Source organism: Streptomyces liliifuscus (assembly GCF_016598615.1).
Lineage (GTDB): Bacteria > Actinomycetota > Actinomycetes > Streptomycetales > Streptomycetaceae > Streptomyces > Streptomyces liliifuscus.
This window is the reverse complement of record NZ_CP066831.1, coordinates 10,552,866-10,568,199: the sequence shown is the minus strand read 5'-3', so window position 1 is coordinate 10,568,199 and position 15,334 is coordinate 10,552,866. Positions and strand designations below refer to the sequence as shown.

The window sequence follows — 15,334 nt, the reverse complement described above, 5'->3', positions numbered from 1 at the left end:
AACGCCGCGATGGTGATCGCGTCCTGTGGCCGTCATCGTCCTCCCGTCACCGGGCCCGCGCCACGACCGGCTGCCTCGCTGCTGATAGGTACAGCCTCCTACGGGACGTACGATGACGGGCGTGGAGTTGCGCCAACTGCGGTACTTCGTGGCGGTGGCCGAGGAGCTGAACTTCGGCCGGGCCGCCGAGCGGCTGCTCATCGCCGGCCCGTCCCTGTCCCAGCAGATCAAGGCGCTCGAACGCGATCTCGGGGTGCGCCTCTTCGATCGTGACCGCCGTTCGGTGTCGCTCACCCCGGCCGGTTCCGCCCTGCTCCCCCACACCCGCGCCCTGCTGGAACGGGCCGACGATCTCCAGCACCGCGCCCGCCGCCTGTCCGGCTCGGATCCGGTACGGCTCGGTTACGTCAACTGGCTGCCGGCAGACCTGACCGCCCGCACCTCCGCCGTGGCACAGCTGCACATCGACGCGTGGATCGCGCCCTCGCACACCCAGGCCGCCCGGGTCGCCGACGGCAGTCTGGATCTCGCCGTGTGCTGGGTGCGGTCCGAGGATGTGGAGCGGCACGGCCTGGAAGCCCGGCTCATCGGCGCCGACCGGCTCTACGCCGTCGCATCCGGCGACGACACCGGGGAGGTGGCCGCCCAGGACACCGCCGTCCTCCTCGACGACGACACCACCTCGTGGTCCTCCTGGAACACCTATGCCGAGCAACTGGCGCACGACACCGGGGCTCACGCGGTACGCATCTTCGACGGCGGCATCACAGGCCCCGCGTTCTTCGACCACGTACGCCGCAGCGACCGCCCGGTCATCAACTCCCCCAAGGGGCAGACCACTCCACTGCCGCCCGACCTCGTCCAACGCCCGGTCGTCGCACCGGAGATCTACTGGACCTGGTCCCTGGTCAGGCGAGCCGGCGAGGTCCGTACCGCCGTACTCGCCGTCGCCGACGCCCTCTGCGACGAAGTCGGCGACCTCGGAATCCACGGCCCTGCCGCCTGGCTGCCCGACGGCGACCCGCACAAGCTCTAGCCGACAACCGGCGTCTTCCCGCACGTCATCCCGCCGACCTGCGCTGGGAGCCCAGCCCTACCAGCTGGGAGGAAGCCGGTCCTGGCCATCCCCCTCTGACCTTTGACTTCTCCTCCTGCATCCGCCTACTTTCCAAATAGTCGACCGGTTGACTAGTTGGAAATCGGCCGAGGAATCCGCACCCAAACCGGAGAAGATCACCATGAACGCACAGCACCAGAAGGTCGCCGTCATCACCGGGGCATCGCAGGGCATCGGCGCCGGACTGGTCGACGCCTACCGCAAACTCGGCTACGCCGTCGTCGCCACCTCACGCACCATCGCGCCCGCCGACGACGCGGACATCCTGACCGTCCAGGGCGACATCGCCGACCCGGCGACCGCCGAGCGCGTCATCGCCGCCGGTGTGGAGAGGTTCGGCCGCGTCGACACCCTGGTCAACAACGCGGGTGTCTTCGTCGCCAAGCCCTTCACGGACTACACGCAGGACGACTACGCCATCGCGACGGGCGTTAACGTCACCGGCTTCTTCCGCATCACCCAGCTGGCCGTCGAGCACATGCTCGCCCACGGCGGCGGCCACATCGTCAACATCACCACCAGCCTGGTCGACAACGCCGACGCCAACGTGCCCTCGGTACTGGCCTCGCTGACCAAGGGCGGCCTGCAGTCCGCCACCAAGTCCCTCGCCATCGAGTACGCCACCCGCGGCATCCGCACAAACGCCGTCGCTCCGGGCACCATCAAGACCCCCATGCACCCCGAGGAGACCCATGCGTCCCTCGCCGCCCTGCACCCGGTCGGCCGGATGGGCGAGCGGAGCGACATCGTCGACGCCGTGATCTACCTGGAGAACGCGCCGTTCGTCACCGGCGAGATCCTCCACGTCGACGGCGGCATGAGCGCCGGTCACTGACGGTCCCATCGGGCCTGTCGGTCCCAGCAGCCGATCAGCCCCATCAGTCCCATCGGCAAGGAGAACAGGATGAACAGCACCACAGACACCGCATCGGTCCTGCGCGGCGTCCTCGACCGCTGGAAGGCCGCCGTCGACAGCCACGAGCCGCAGAAGGTCGCCGCCCTGTTCACCGAGGACGCGATCTTCCAGGGACTGCACCCCTACAGCGTGGGGCGCCAGGGCATCGCGGACTACTACGACTCCCAACCCCTCGGTCTGACGGCCGCGTACCGGATCGTCGAGACCAGACGCCTCGCCGACGACCTCGTACTGGGCTATCTGAGCGTGGACTTCTCGTTCTCCGACCGGCCCACACTCGACGTCAGCCTCGGCGTGATCGTGAAGCGCACGGCGGAGGACTGGCACATCAGCCACTACCAGGTCTCGCGCCTCGACTAGTCGCCGTTCGCCGACGCGGTCGTGGGTGTTCCGGACGGTTGGGAACCGTCCGGAACACCCACGACCGCCGGAGCACACGATCGCCGGAGCAGCAGGCCTACCTGGTGAGTTCGGCCCGCACATCCAGCCGTGTCAGTTTCTGCGGGTTTCTCACCAGGTAGATCCGGGTGACCTGCCCGCCGTCCACCACGAGGCTCACCGCGGCCGGCTCGCCGGCGACCTCGACCCGGCCCGCGGGAGCCCCATTGAGCCACACGGCCGTCGCCTCGAAGCGGGTGACCGTCCGATCCGCACGCGCGAGCAGCTTCGCCACCAGTTCGACACCGTGGATCGGAGCCTCGACGGCGGCCACGATCCCGCCACCGTCGGCGATCAGGACCACGTCCGGCGACATGACCTCCATCAGCTCCTGCAACCGACCGGTGCGCAGCGCGAGCAGGAAGCGCTCCACCACGGCCTGCTGCTCGGACCTGCTCACCCGCACCCGCGGCCGCCGAGCCGCCACGTGTCCGCGGGCCCGCCGTCCGATCTGCCGCACCGTGGCCGCGGACTTCCCGACGACCTCGGCTATCTCGCCGTACGGCATCTCGAAGACCTCGCGAAGTACGAACACCACCCGCTCCGTCGGCCCGAGCGTTTCGAGGACGGTCAGCATCGCGATCGAGACGCTCTCCGCGAGTTCGACGTCCTCGGCGACATCGGGGCTGGTCAGCAGCGGCTCGGGGAGCCACTCACCGACGTACTCCTCGCGGCTGCGCGACAACGTCCGCAGCCGGTTGAGCGCCTGCCGAGTGACAATCCGGACGAGATACGCCCGTGCGTCACGCACCTGCGAACGGTCGACGTCGGCCCACCGCAGCCAGGACTCCTGCAGTACGTCCTCCGCGTCGGCCGCCGACCCGAGCATCTCGTAGGCGACCGTGAACAGCAGGCTGCGATGGGCGAGGAAGGGATCCTCGGTCATGTCGCCGTCGACACCACTCCGGGCTTCTCCGAACGCGCCGCCAGTGGAATCCCGCACGCGTCGGAGAAGCCCTGGGACGTGATCCCGTGTGCCGTGTTGTTCCTGGTCGCCATGTTGGCGAAGCCGATGACCGCGGTGAGCTCGACCATCGCCGCCGGACCGAGCCGGTCGAGCAGGCCCGCGTACAACTCGTCGGTGACGGTCGTCGGTGTACTGGTCATGGCCTCGGCGTACTCCAGTACCTCCCGCTCCAGCGGTGTGAACACCTCCGACTCCCGCCAGCGCGGCACCTGGCTCGCCTTGGTCAGGTCCAGGTTCTTGTTCAGCGCCTGGAAGTAGTTGATGTCCAGGCACCAACTGCAGCCGACCTGTGCCGCGACCGCCATGTGCGCGAACGTCTTGAGCCCTTCGTCGGCCATGTCCCACTGGCTCAGCCTGGCCCCGATCTCCGTGGAGTCCTGGGCGACCTTGGGGTTGTGCGCCGTCACTTCGAAGGGCTCGGGCACGGCACCGAACTGCTCGATCGTGGTCTCCCTCAGCTCGGTGGGAAGCTCCGCCTTCGGAATGCGCAGTGTCACGATGTTCTCCTTGTCCGGAGGCCCGTTGGCCTGTGGCCCTGTCGGCCTGTTCGGCATGAAGACACCGCCGGGGCCGAGAGTGTGACACCCACATCGCCGGCGCGGTCAGTGGCCGTGACGGTCCAGGCGGGCGTGGAGCAGGTTGGGGTCGGTGGCGGTGAGGTAGGCGGCGCTGGGCACGTAGACGTCCTTGCCGCGGATCGCCACGGAGGTGGGGTTCTGCAGTCCGTCGGAGGAGTCCAGGACGGTGGTGTGCGTGCCGTCGTCCGCGATGCGCACGACCGTGCCGGGCCCGTTGAGTGCGGCGAGGATCTCGTTGCCCCGGCCGGTGAAGGCGAAGTCGTCGATGCCCTCAAGTCCGGTGGCCCTGACGGTCGGTGTGCTTGCGCGGTGACCGCCGCGGAGGGGGAGGCTCAGCACGGTGCCCTGGTCGAGGTTGGTCACCCACAGCGAACCCTTGTGCACGCGTGCGCCGTTGGCTCCGAGGAATCCCTGTGCGGCGAGCTCCGGTGCGGTCGACCAGGCCGTCGCTCGTCCACCGTTCGCGGGGACTCGCCATATGGTGCCGAGGACCGAGTCCGTGATGTAGAAGGCGCGCGAGCGGGGATCGAAGGCAAGTCCGTTGGGCAGGCCGTCGGCGGGGAGGGCGGCGATCCGTTCGGGTGCCTTGCGCCCCGGCTTCAGCCGCCACAGGCCGGTCAGGTCCGCGGTGCCGGTGGCGTAGAGGACGTACAGGGTTCCGTCGTCGGTACGGACGAGCCCCGTGGTCAGGGGGAAACCGAGCACCGGGGTGTGGACACCGCCGTCGGAGGGAGCCGGCAGCGTTGCCAGGATCTGCGTCGCGCCGCGCCGGTCTATGCGCGCCACTTGGCGGGCGGCAGCGAAGGTGACGTCCACGGAGCCGTTCGGTTCGATGACGGCGTTCTCCGGCATCTGCCCCTGGGCCAGGTCGAAGTGGGTGACGATCCGGGCCCGGGACAGCGGCGCGGTCGCGGCCATCGCCTCCGTCGCCGTGGCGACCGTGACGAGGGAAAGGCCCGCCGCGGCGGCGGCGAGAACGGCGCTCTTGAGAGTGTTCTTCATGATTCCTTCAGGTTTTCGGGCATGACAAGGAAACGCATCGACGAAAATGCTTCTGCGTAGGGCGCTTGATGCCGGATCAGAAAAGGGTTCTCCGGCGTGAGGTCACCGCGGAACCTGATCCGCGGTGGGGATCGGAATGTGTGGTGCGGGCAAGGAATGCGCGGTGCGGGAGAGAAGGGCGAGTGCGTGGGCGGAGGCCGAGCCGGGCGCCGCGGTGACCATGACGATCCGCTGGTCCGATTCGGCCTGGAGGGTCTGCTGGGTCACCTCGATCGAGCCCACCAAGTGATGTCGCATGGTGTAGACAGCGACAGGACTGGCACGGACCCGGTGATCGGCCCACAGTGATTCGAATTCATGGCTTCTCAGCAGGAGCTGCCCGACGAGTGAGGCCATTTTCGGGTCGTCGGGATTGCGGCCGGCCGCAAGGCGTAGCGTTCCGACCACATCGCGGGCCTTCTGTTGCCAGTCGGCGTACAGATCCCTCGTATGGCCGTCGCAGAAGACTAGTTCCGCCATGTTCGGCCGCTCCGCGGGCCGGTCCGGGCTTTCCGGGTCGAGATGCCCCGCGAACAGCAGGTGCCCCGTCCGGTTCCAGGCCAGGACGTCGCAGCGGCGGCCGAGGACGACCACGGGCACATCGGTCAGGGCCGACACCAACTGGCGGACCGACGCCGCCACCTGCTCGGGCGGCACCCTGCGCGGCTTCGCCGGACGGCGCTGCGCCACAGCGAGATCGTGCAGGTGAAGACGGTCGGCGTCGTCCAGATCAAGGGCCCTGGCGATGGCGTCGAGGACCTCGGGTGAGGCGTTGGACGAGTGCCCCTGTTCGAGCCTGGTGTAGTACGAGGAGCTCACCCCGGCCAGGAGCGCCAGCTCCTCGCGGCGCAGGCCGGGCACCCGCCGTCGTTCCCCGTACGTGGGGAGCCCCACGTCGTCCGGCCGCACCTGGGACCGGCGTTTCTGCAGAAACTCCCCGAGGGGCCGCTTTCCGTTCATGGCTCATAGTCTGGAGCGCCGCTTCAGGACCAACCATCCCCTGCCGTGGATAGGCAGGGGATGGTGAGGCAGCCGTCTCGAACGACGGACTCACCGCTGACCGACTCACCTCTGGAGGAAGAGAACCGACCATGGCGAGGATCATCGTACTCGGTGCCGCGCTCGGCGGCCTGCAGACAGCGTTGCTTCTCGCCCAGGACGGCCACCAGGTGACCGTCCTGGAACGCGATCCGCAGCCCCCGCCGTCCGACGCGGAACCCGCGTGGTCGCGGTGGCCACGCCCCGGTATCGCCCAGCTGCGCCAGACGCACCTCCCGCTCGCGCGGTGGCTTCAGCTGGCCGAGGCCCATCTTCCGGACCTCGTACGGGAGATGACGGCGGCGGGGGCCGTCCGGCTGAACGTGCTGGCGCCCGAGCCGGCCTTCCGTGGTCCGCCGACGGCCGGGGACGAACGGTTCGACACCCTCGCCGCCCGGCGTTCCCTGCTCGAATCCGTCGCGACACGCGTCGCCGAGGGGGCTGGCATCCGCATCGGGCGGGACACCGTCTGCCGGGGCCTGCGCAGCTCACCGGGACCGCGGACCTCGTACGGTGGCGCGTCCGGCGATCGCGTCCCTCTGGTCACCGGAGTGGAGACCGAGGCGGGCGGTGCGACAGCCGATCTGGTGGTCGACTGCACCGGTCGCAGGTCCCAACTCCCGTCCTGGCTGCGGGACATCGGCGTGCCGTGTCCGGTCGACGAGTCCGGGCGGCGCGGCTTCACCTACTACAGCCAGTACTTCCGGTCCGCCGACGGCGCGATGCCGACGGACCGGTTTCCCCTGGTGGTGGAGCACGGATCGCTCGGCCTCCTGCGCATCCCGGCCGACCACGGCACCTACTCGGTCTGTCTCATCGGCCGCAGCGACGACCGACAACTTCGTCGGGCGCTGCGCAACGAACGCGCCTGGTCCGCCGCCGTACGCCTGTTCCCCGGCGCGGACTCCTGGCTCGACGGACAGCCCGTCACCGACGGCATCCAGATCATGGCCGGCCTCACTGACCGCAAACGGCCGCTGTACGACTCCCAACGCCCCCTCGTCGCCGGGCTGGTGGCCGTCGGGGACGCCTGGGCCATCACCACGCCGACCGTGGGACGCGGGCTGGCCATGAGCCTCCAGCACAGCCTGCTCCTGCGGGACGCACTGAGGCAGACCGGCACCGCCCACCCCGTCGAACTCGTCACCCGGTTCGCCGAGGCGACCCGGGACGGCCTCGGACGGATCTACGAGCAGACCGCCGCCCACACCCGCCACCGCCTCGCCGAGATGGACGCGCACACGGCCGGGATCCCCTACCGGAACCCGGACTGGAGCCGTGCCAAAGCGCTCGCCCTCCTCGCCCGGCGCGACACCGACGCCCTGCGCGCGGAACGAGCCGCGGCCCATCTCCTGCCCGGCGCCCGCGAGGCACTGCGCGCTCCGGCCCTCGCCGACGCGGTCACCCGGCTGCTCCCCGAGGTGGAGCAGCACATGCCGCCAGGGCCCTCACGGGCCGACCTTCTCAAGGCCATCGAAGGGTGAGGCCCTCTGCCCTGCCCCAGGGCGCCGCCTGTCAGCCCCACGTTTCCCGAAATCCGGTGGCGGCCCCGTCCGGTGGCGGTGACCATCACGGCATGGGCATCTTCCTGGAGACCGACCGGCTCGTACTGCGGCCGTTCACCGCCGCCGACGTCGACCAGCTGCTCGCGCTGGACGGCGACCCCGACGTCATGCGCTTCATCAACGGCGGCCGTCCAGTGAGCCGCGAGGAGATCCGGGCGAAGACCCTGCCGCGGCTCCTGCACGACCATCCGGGCCTCGGGACCCGCGGCTACTGGGCCGCCGAGGAGAAGGCCACCGGACTGTTCCTGGGCTGGTTCGAGTTCAGGCCGCTGGCCGAGGACAGCCCGGCCGTGGTCGAACTCGGCTATCGGCTCAACAAGGCGGCCTGGGGCCGCGGTTACGCCACCGAGGGGTCGCGGGCCCTCATCGACAAGGGCTTCACCGACCTCGGAGTCGAGCGGGTCACCGCGAACACCATGACGGTCAACACGGGATCCCGGCGGGTGATGGAGAAGGCGGGGCTGTCCTTCGTCCGGACCTTCACCCAGGACTGGCCGGACGCGCTCGCGGGCTCGGAGCACGGCGAGGTCGAGTACGAACTCACCCGGACCGAGTGGCAGCGACAGCGCTAGGCGTCCGTGGAACGCGGTGGCCCCCACCGAACTTCATCCAGTCGCCCAGCCGTCCGCTCCCCGGCTACGGCTTGACGCCCACGCCGGTCCACAGGCTGACCTCGGCGTCCGTCGGAGCGTGCTCCGTGGCAGCGTTGTCATCCTGTGCGTCGGGGCGCCAGCGGTGGCCGACGGTGATGCCGGGTTCGAGAAGGTCGAGGCCGTCGAAGAAGCGGGCCACGTCCTTCTGGGAACGGAACTGCACGGGCGTGCCCGCGCCCGTGTAGATCGCGGTGACCTTCTCCCAGGTGGGCGGGTCGAAGTCCGGCGTGCAGTGGCTCAGGGCCAGGGCGCTGCCGGAGGGCAGGGCGTCCAGCAGGCGGCCGACGATCCCGTACGGGTCCTGGGCGTCGGTGACGAAGTGCATCAGGGCGTTCAGGGACAGCGCTACGGGTCGGCCCAGGTCCAGCACCTCGGCCAGCTCGGGGGCGTTCAGGAGCGATTCGGGGTCGTTGGCGTCCGCCTCGATGTACGTGGTGCGGCCCTGGGGGGTGCTGCGCATCAGGCGCTCGGCGTACTTGAGGACGAGGGGGTCGTTGTCCGCGTACACAACCCTGGCCTCGGGGACCACGCTCTGGGCGACCTGGTGGAGGTTCGGCTCGGTGGGGATGCCGGTGCCGATGTCGAGCCACTGGCGGATGCCGTGCTCCCGTGCGAGGACCCGGGTGGCGCGGTGCATGAAGGCCCGGTTCTCGCGGGCGCACACGAAGATGCCGGGGTAGGCCGCCGCGACCGTCTCCGCCGCCTGCTTGTCGATGTCGAAGTGGTCCTTGCCGCCCAGGTAGTAGTCGTACATGCGGGCCGAGTGCGGCCTGCTGGTGTCGATGTCCCGCGCGGCCTGGGAGTTGCTCATTCTTGCCCCTTCAGTGGTGTACGTCGGCGTGCCGGGCGGGTCGTAGCCAGGGCCGACCCGGGTTCTGCCCGTTCGTGGTGTGGTTCAGCCGGCCGCCAGATGATCGGCGAGGCCCTTCTTGACGCCGGCGACGAACGCGGCGATCTCCTGCGGTGTGTAGATCAGCGCGGGACCGGCGGGATCGGTCGACTGGCGCAACGCCACGCGGCCGTCGGCGAGTTGCTTCGTCTCCACGCACTGCCCCCCGTTGGGGCCGCTCCACGGACGCTCCCAGCCCTGCTCGCCGAGTTCCGACGCGGGCATTCCGTTGTACACACTTCCGTCGGTGGTGGTCATGAGTACTCCTTGCGCATGCGGTTCAACAGGGCCTTGCTGTCCGCGGACGAGGTGAGCAAGGACATCCGGTTGTGTGCCTCCAGATGACCGGCGACGTCGGAACGCTGGTCCAGGTACACGGAGGCGGAGAGGATCTCGCTGTAGACGATGTCCGGCAGTTCCCGCTCCTCGAACCGGAAGTAGGTGAAGGGGGCGCAGGCCCCGACATGGGCCCCCGCGGTGAACGGCACGACGTCGACGCTCACATGCTCCAGCTCCGAGACCTCCAGGAGCCGCTCGATCTGCTCCCGCATCACCTCGGCACCGCCCACCATCCGGTGCAGTACGGTCTCCTCCATCACGACCCATAACGTGGGCGCGTCGGGTCTCTCCAGCAGGCCCTGCCGGCGCAGCCGCAGATCGACCCGCCGCCCCAGGTCCTCGTCGCTCTCGTTGGGGAAGCCCCCTCGGAGCACGGCACGCGCGTAGTTGTACGTCTGCAGCAGCCCGGTGACGTAGTGCGGCTCATAGGTGCGCAGCGTCTTGGCGCCGGTCTCCAGGCTCACGTACGCGCTGAACCAGTCGGGCACCACATCGCGGTACGCGTGCCACCAGCCGGGCTCGTTGGCCCGCTCGGCCAGGACGACGAACTCCTCGACCTCCTGCTTCGCGGCCCCGTAGGTCTCCAGCAGTTTCTCGACGTAGAGCGTCTTGAGCGCGACCTCCGCCTTCTCCAGCCTGCGGATGGTCAGCGGCTTGACGTGCAGGGCCTTCGCCGCGTCGTCCAGCGACACTCCCGCGCTCTGCCGCAGTTCCTGCAGTCGCTTGCCCAGGATCATGCGGAGAACGGTGGGTGCACTGGTGCCGACGCCCGAACGAGCTTCGCTCACGCCCTACCTCCTGAGGAACTGTCACCAGTACGAGTCTGACATCGACTTGCTGATGCCACCAGACAGATACCGCCTTGCTGAAATTATCAGGGAGACGGTTGCAGCGTGAACTGAGCTACGAGCATAGTTAGTTCTGTGAGCGATCCCACCGAACGCGCGCGCATCGTCGTCAACACCCGCCACGCCCCGTGGAGTTGGCGCACCTCAGCGTTCGGACCGCAGGCCGCCGGAACACCCCGCCGGACGGAGCCGAAGGTCGTGACCCCCAACTCTCCCAGCGCTCCTCCTTGTTGGAAGGCAATAACCGTGTCCCCCCACACGACTCCCTCCCTTCGGCTCTTAGGTTCCACGAACCCGGACACAGCCCACTGGCTCGAACTGCCGGCGCACCGGGCCAGCGTCAAGATCGCCCGCAACACGCTGGGCGAGCGGCTCACCGCGTGGCGCCTGCCCTGCGAGTTGCGTGATGACGCCGTCCTGCTCCTGTCCGAGCTGACCACGAACGCCGTACTCCACACGGTCAGTACGCGGATACTGTGCGGCGTCGGGCTCATCGCGGAGGGGGGCCTGCGCCTGGAGGTGCACGACCAGGACCGCACGGGCCGCCTTCTGCCCCGATGCGATCCGGGCCCCGACGACGAGAATGGCCGCGGGCTGCTCCTCGTACAGCACATGGCCGACACCTGGGGGGTCGACCGCTCCACGCTCACCGGGGGTCACGCGGTCTGGGCGACCCTGACCGACGGCGCCTGAACCCACCCGAAGCGCACCCCGAGGTCCGTACAGCCCGCGACCTTTCCCATGCGGTCAGTAACCACTGTGACACCTGAGGCCCCTGATCACGCTGTCGGAGTGGTGGCCCGCGCGGAGGCGCGGTCCCCCACTCCCGGATCTCCCTGCCATTTCCGTGACGTCTTCGCCGGACAACCACTGCTGTGTTGGGAGATGGTGAAGGCAGACGAGAACGGCACCGGAGGAAACGGTGGGCACGGTAGAACAGGGGACAGTCGGCACAGGGAACGGCGTGCCGCGTAAACGGGCGAAAGCGGTGCCTGCAATGAGCGCAGCCGGAATTCCCGTGTCCGAGGACGACGAACGGGTCCGCGGGCCGTTACGGCCGAGCGCGCTGCTGGATGTGCTGGGCGTGGCCTCGGTGGTGCTGGACACCGAGGGACGCGTCGTGCTGTGGAGCCCGCAGGCCGAGGAGCTGTTCGGCTACACGGCACGGGAGGCCCTGGGCGAGTACGCGGCCCGGCTGATGGTGCACGAGCAGCACGTCCACCTGGCCGTGAAGCTGTTCACCGACGTCATGGACACCGGTCGCGGCTGGGCCGGCGGCTTTCCCGTCCGGCACAAGGACGGCACGACGCGGCTCGTGGAGTTCCGGAACATGCGGCTCCTGGACGACCGCGGTGGCGTCTACGCCCTGGGGCTCGCCGCCGATCAGTCGACCGTGCACCGCCTCGAACGGGATGTGGCGCTCTCCGTACAGATGGTCTCGCAGTCCCCGATCGGACTGGCCGTCCTGGACAGGGACCTCAGGTACGTGTCGGTCAACCCGGCCCTGGAGCGGATCAACGGCATCACCGCCGCGGACCACGTCGGCCGGACGATCCGCGAGGCCCTGCCGTTCCTGGACGCCGAGGCCATAGAGTCCGCGGCGCGCCAAGTCCTGGATACGGGTGTCCCTGTCGTCGAACAGCCCACGATCGGCCGGACCCCGGCCGATCCGGACGAGGACCATGCCTGGTCGGCCTCGTACTACCGGCTGGAGGACTCCCTGCAGACCGTGCTGGGTGTCGCCGTCTCGGTCGTCGACGTGACCGAGCGGCACCGCTCGGCGATCGAGGCGGAGACGGCGCGACGACGCCTCACCGTCATCGCCGACGCCTCCGCCCGCATCGGCACCACGCTGGAGCTGGACCGCACCGCCCGTGAACTCGCCGACGTCGCCGTGCCCGAGCTCGCCGACATCGCGTCCGTGGACCTGCTGGAGGCAGTGGTGGAAGGCCGCCGCAGCGACCTCGGCCCCACGGAGCCCACCCTGATCCGCACCCTGGCCGTCCGGGCCGATCACGCCGACACCGAGGCCCCCGACGAGGCCGCGCCTCGCGGACGGATGGCCCGGTACGGCTCCGACCGCCTCGTCACGCAGTGCATACGCACGGGCAGCCCGGTCATGGTGTCGCACGTGAAGGACGAAGACCTGCTCCGTATCGCCCAGGACCCCCAGGCGGCCGTGCTCCTGGGCCGGGCGGGCGTCCACTCGTACCTGGCGGTGCCGTTGGTCGCGCGCGGCGAGGTGCTCGGTGCCCTGGACCTCAAGCGGACGCGCAACCCGCTGCCCTTCAGCAACGACGACCTCGTGCTCGCCCGCGAACTGGCGTCCCGTGCGGCGGTGCAGATCGACAACGCCCGCTGGTACCAGAACGCCCGCAACACCGCCGTCGCCCTGCAGCGAAGTCTGCTGCCCAGCCATCCGCGGATGACCGCGGGTCTGGAGGTCGCCTCCCGCTATCAGCCCGCGGGAGCGGCCGGTGAGGTGGGCGGCGACTGGTTCGACGTGCTCCCCCTGGACGGCGACAAGACCGCGCTCGTCGTGGGTGACGTGATGGGCAGCGGCATCAACGCGGCCGCGACCATGGGCCGACTGCGCACCGCGACGAGCACCCTGGCCGCGCTCGACCTGGATCCCGCCCGGCTCCTGGAGCACCTCGACAAGACCACCGGGGGCCTGGACGAGTCCATCGCCACCTGTGTGTACGCCGTCTACGACCCCCACAAGCACCAGTGCAGGATCGCCAATGCCGGGCACCTGCCGCCGGCCCGCATCCGCGTCGGCCACCCTCCCGAACTGCTCGACCTGCCCACCGGGGCGCCGCTGGGCGTGGGCGGCGTCGCCTTCTCCACCACCACCGTCGACCTCGAACCCGGCGACCAGCTCGTGTTCTACACCGACGGGCTCGTCGAAACGCGCCAGCACGACCTCGACGACCGTCTGAACACGTTCCTGGGCCTCCTCGGCGACCCCACACGCCCCCTGGAAGACGTCTGCGACCTGCTCCTGAGCACCCTGCACCACCCCGACAACCACGACGACGTGGCCCTGCTCATCGCCCGCGCCCAGCCACAGGCGTAAGGATCCCTCGCCCATGACCAGCCTCGCCCAACTGCGCAGGACGGCGCTCTCGCTCCCGGGGACGGCCGAGCGGAGCACCGGCCCCGGCACGAAGTCGTTCACCGTGCGCGACAAGCGGTTCGCCGCGCTGGGCAAGGACGGCCATGTGCAGCTTCACCTTCCCGCGGCGGACGCGGACGAGGTCCTTGCCGCGCACCCGACCGCCGAGCGGCTGACCCGCGGCACGACGCCCATCGGCGTACGCCTTCCGATCGGTGACATCAACGGTCAGCAGCTCAACCACTGGGTACGTCGCGCCTGGCTCGCGCACGCACCCAAGCGGCTCGCCGCGCAGGCACAAGCCGCGGACACGGCGGCCGCCGGTGAGGTCGGTGACCTGCCCAGGGCCATCGGAGGTCCCGCCACACGGGCGCTCGCCAACGTCGGCATCACCACGCTCGCCCAGGTCGCCGAACTGAGCGAGGCCGAGCTGCTGGCCATGCACGGAGTCGGCCCGAAGGCGGTTCGCCTTCTCGGCGAGGCACTCGTCGCGACAGGACACCGCCCCAAGGGCTGACGCGGACGCGGCGGGCACAGTCCGGCAAGGGACGGCGAGCGACGAGTCCTCGACTCAGGGTTCGATCACGAGGCGTTCGACGAGGCCGTCGCGGAGCGTGAATCGGTAGTGCAGATCGACGGTGCCGCCGGGGAAGTCGCCTTCGAGGTGCTGGGTGGCGATGTAGTGGTGCGCGTCGGTCTGCCGGGCGCCGGTGAGCTCGACGGTGTAGGTGAACTCGGTGGCGGCTCCGCCCAGCCACCCCTCGATCGCTGCGGCGCCCTCGTACGTCTTGCCGTCGTCGACCACCGTGGCGTCGCCGGTGAACGCCGTGACCGCGGTGGCGGTGTCGTGGGCGCGGTGCGCCGTCAGATAGCGGGTGATCACCTCGGGCAGGGCGTCCAGGGCGATGGTCCGGGGCTCGTTGTCGTGCATGGCACTCCTTGTGGAGGGGGTGAGAGGTGGTGACGGGATCAGACGGTGGGGGTGGTGCCGCCGTCGATGACGTGCTCGGCGCCGACGATGGCCGAGGCGCGGTCGGAAACGAGGAAGCCGACGAGTTCGGCGACTTCCTCGGGCCGGTTGGGGCGCCCGAGCGGGATGCCGCCGAGGGAGTCCATGAGCCGGCCCAGCGCCGCTTCCTCGGTGATGCCTGCTTCGCGAGCGATCCGGGTGACGAGGTCGTCGGCGGCCGACGTCTGGACGAAGCCGGGCGATACGGAGTTGACGCGGACGCCCTTTGAGGCGACCTCGTTGGCCAGGCCCTTGCTGTAGGTGGTCAGGGCGGCCTTAGCGGCGGCGTAGGCCAGGGTTCCGTTCCACAGCGGCATGCGGCGCTGGATCGAGGTGACGTGCACGATCGCACCCTTGCCGCCGGCGATCATGTGCGGCAGAAGGGCACGGTCCAGACGGACGGCGGCCAGCAGGTTCGTGTTCAGTTCCCTGGTCCAGTCGTCCTCGCCGAGCGCCGCGAAGCCGCCGGCCGGTGCCTCGGAGCCGCCGAGCGTGTTGACGAGGATGTCGACGCCTCCCAGACGGGCGTCCACCTCCGCGGCGACGTGGGCGGCCCCCTCGGCGGTGGACAGATCGGCTCCGACGAAGGTCTTCTCCTCGACGTCGTCGGGGCGGCTGCGGGCGGTGACGAGCACGGTCGCACCGGCTTGGGCGAGGCGTCGGGCGATGGCGGCCCCGGTGCCTTTGGTGCCTCCGGTGACCAGGGCACGCCGGTCTTCCAGGGATTCGCTGAGGGGTGTGGTCACGGTGTTCCACTTCCGGGTGGGGGCATGCGAGGTCCGGGGGTCGGCATGGTGCACCGCCACTCCCGGTTCAAC

The 15,334-nt window shown here is 69.8% G+C and carries 17 protein-coding genes; 8 read left to right on the top strand and 9 right to left on the bottom strand.

Annotated elements, in window-relative coordinates; all coding sequences use genetic code 11:
* Positions 1 to 112 precede the first annotated feature (112 nt).
* The 3 genes from JEQ17_RS46085 to JEQ17_RS46075 all read left to right on the top strand — a co-directional run bounded on the left by JEQ17_RS46085 (position 113) and on the right by JEQ17_RS46075 (position 2,393).
* Entirely contained in the window at positions 113 to 1,036 is a 924-nt protein-coding gene (locus tag JEQ17_RS46085) for a LysR family transcriptional regulator (protein WP_200400900.1), read from the top strand.
* 202 nt (positions 1,037 to 1,238) lie between these two features.
* Complete coding sequence (locus JEQ17_RS46080) at positions 1,239 to 1,952, top strand: SDR family NAD(P)-dependent oxidoreductase (protein ID WP_200400899.1); 714 nt, start codon at positions 1,239 to 1,241, stop codon at positions 1,950 to 1,952.
* Between the two features lie 69 nt (positions 1,953 to 2,021).
* The gene (locus tag JEQ17_RS46075) at positions 2,022 to 2,393 is read left to right on the top strand and encodes a YybH family protein (RefSeq protein WP_200400898.1); all 372 of its coding nucleotides are present in this window, start codon (positions 2,022 to 2,024) and stop codon (positions 2,391 to 2,393) included.
* 97 nt (positions 2,394 to 2,490) lie between these two features.
* Here the strand turns inward: JEQ17_RS46075 and JEQ17_RS46070 are convergent, their stop codons facing one another.
* The 4 genes from JEQ17_RS46070 to JEQ17_RS46055 form a co-directional block, all read right to left on the bottom strand.
* Positions 2,491 to 3,357 carry an RNA polymerase sigma-70 factor gene (locus JEQ17_RS46070; protein ID WP_200400897.1) on the bottom strand — a complete coding sequence of 289 codons (867 nt, stop codon included), beginning with the start codon at positions 3,355 to 3,357 and terminating at the stop codon, positions 2,491 to 2,493.
* A complete protein-coding gene (locus JEQ17_RS46065) occupies positions 3,354 to 3,935 on the bottom strand; it encodes a carboxymuconolactone decarboxylase family protein (protein WP_200400896.1) in 582 nt (193 codons plus the stop codon). Before JEQ17_RS46065 ends, JEQ17_RS46070 begins: the two co-directional genes overlap by 4 nt.
* 105 nt (positions 3,936 to 4,040) lie before the next feature.
* A complete protein-coding gene (locus tag JEQ17_RS46060) occupies positions 4,041 to 5,018 on the bottom strand; it encodes an SMP-30/gluconolactonase/LRE family protein (RefSeq protein WP_200400895.1) in 978 nt (325 codons plus the stop codon).
* A 102-nt stretch (positions 5,019 to 5,120) separates the two neighbouring features.
* Positions 5,121 to 6,017, bottom strand: a complete 897-nt coding sequence (locus tag JEQ17_RS46055; protein WP_200400894.1) for a helix-turn-helix domain-containing protein — start codon at positions 6,015 to 6,017, stop codon at positions 5,121 to 5,123.
* 131 nt (positions 6,018 to 6,148) lie between these two features.
* Between JEQ17_RS46055 and JEQ17_RS46050 the strand changes: the two genes are divergently transcribed.
* Both JEQ17_RS46050 and JEQ17_RS46045 read left to right on the top strand, forming a co-directional pair.
* Entirely contained in the window at positions 6,149 to 7,579 is a 1,431-nt protein-coding gene (locus JEQ17_RS46050) for an FAD-binding oxidoreductase/lyase (RefSeq protein WP_200400893.1), read from the top strand.
* A 92-nt stretch (positions 7,580 to 7,671) separates the two neighbouring features.
* On the top strand, positions 7,672 to 8,232 hold the full coding sequence (locus JEQ17_RS46045) for a GNAT family N-acetyltransferase (RefSeq protein WP_200400892.1): 561 nt from the start codon (positions 7,672 to 7,674) through the stop codon (positions 8,230 to 8,232).
* A 64-nt stretch (positions 8,233 to 8,296) separates the two neighbouring features.
* On the opposite strand, the gene JEQ17_RS46040 is transcribed toward JEQ17_RS46045, so the two are convergent.
* The 3 genes from JEQ17_RS46040 to JEQ17_RS46030 all read right to left on the bottom strand — a co-directional run bounded on the left by JEQ17_RS46040 (position 8,297) and on the right by JEQ17_RS46030 (position 10,329).
* Positions 8,297 to 9,124, bottom strand: a complete 828-nt coding sequence (locus JEQ17_RS46040; RefSeq protein ID WP_200400891.1) for an SAM-dependent methyltransferase — start codon at positions 9,122 to 9,124, stop codon at positions 8,297 to 8,299.
* An 84-nt stretch (positions 9,125 to 9,208) separates the two neighbouring features.
* Positions 9,209 to 9,460 carry a DUF397 domain-containing protein gene (locus JEQ17_RS46035; RefSeq protein WP_143642426.1) on the bottom strand — a complete coding sequence of 84 codons (252 nt, stop codon included), beginning with the start codon at positions 9,458 to 9,460 and terminating at the stop codon, positions 9,209 to 9,211.
* Entirely contained in the window at positions 9,457 to 10,329 is an 873-nt protein-coding gene (locus JEQ17_RS46030) for a helix-turn-helix domain-containing protein (protein WP_200400890.1), read from the bottom strand. The genes JEQ17_RS46035 and JEQ17_RS46030 overlap by 4 nt, the downstream gene beginning before the upstream one ends.
* A gap of 306 nt (positions 10,330 to 10,635) precedes the next feature.
* On the opposite strand from JEQ17_RS46030, the gene JEQ17_RS46025 reads away from it, so the two are divergent.
* From JEQ17_RS46025 to JEQ17_RS46015, 3 genes are all read left to right on the top strand, one after another.
* Positions 10,636 to 11,082, top strand: a complete 447-nt coding sequence (locus JEQ17_RS46025) for an ATP-binding protein (protein ID WP_200400889.1) — start codon at positions 10,636 to 10,638, stop codon at positions 11,080 to 11,082.
* Positions 11,083 to 11,386: 304 nt separating this feature from the next.
* Positions 11,387 to 13,468, top strand: a complete 2,082-nt coding sequence (locus JEQ17_RS46020) for a SpoIIE family protein phosphatase (protein WP_200400888.1) — start codon at positions 11,387 to 11,389, stop codon at positions 13,466 to 13,468.
* Between the two features lie 13 nt (positions 13,469 to 13,481).
* Positions 13,482 to 14,024, top strand: a complete 543-nt coding sequence (locus JEQ17_RS46015; protein ID WP_200400887.1) for a hypothetical protein — start codon at positions 13,482 to 13,484, stop codon at positions 14,022 to 14,024.
* Between the two features lie 54 nt (positions 14,025 to 14,078).
* On the opposite strand, the gene JEQ17_RS46010 is transcribed toward JEQ17_RS46015, so the two are convergent.
* Both JEQ17_RS46010 and JEQ17_RS46005 read right to left on the bottom strand, forming a co-directional pair.
* Positions 14,079 to 14,438 carry a nuclear transport factor 2-like protein gene (locus tag JEQ17_RS46010; protein WP_200400886.1) on the bottom strand — a complete coding sequence of 120 codons (360 nt, stop codon included), beginning with the start codon at positions 14,436 to 14,438 and terminating at the stop codon, positions 14,079 to 14,081.
* A gap of 38 nt (positions 14,439 to 14,476) precedes the next feature.
* Positions 14,477 to 15,262 carry an SDR family oxidoreductase gene (locus JEQ17_RS46005; protein WP_200400885.1) on the bottom strand — a complete coding sequence of 262 codons (786 nt, stop codon included), beginning with the start codon at positions 15,260 to 15,262 and terminating at the stop codon, positions 14,477 to 14,479.
* Positions 15,263 to 15,334: the final 72 nt, after the last annotated feature.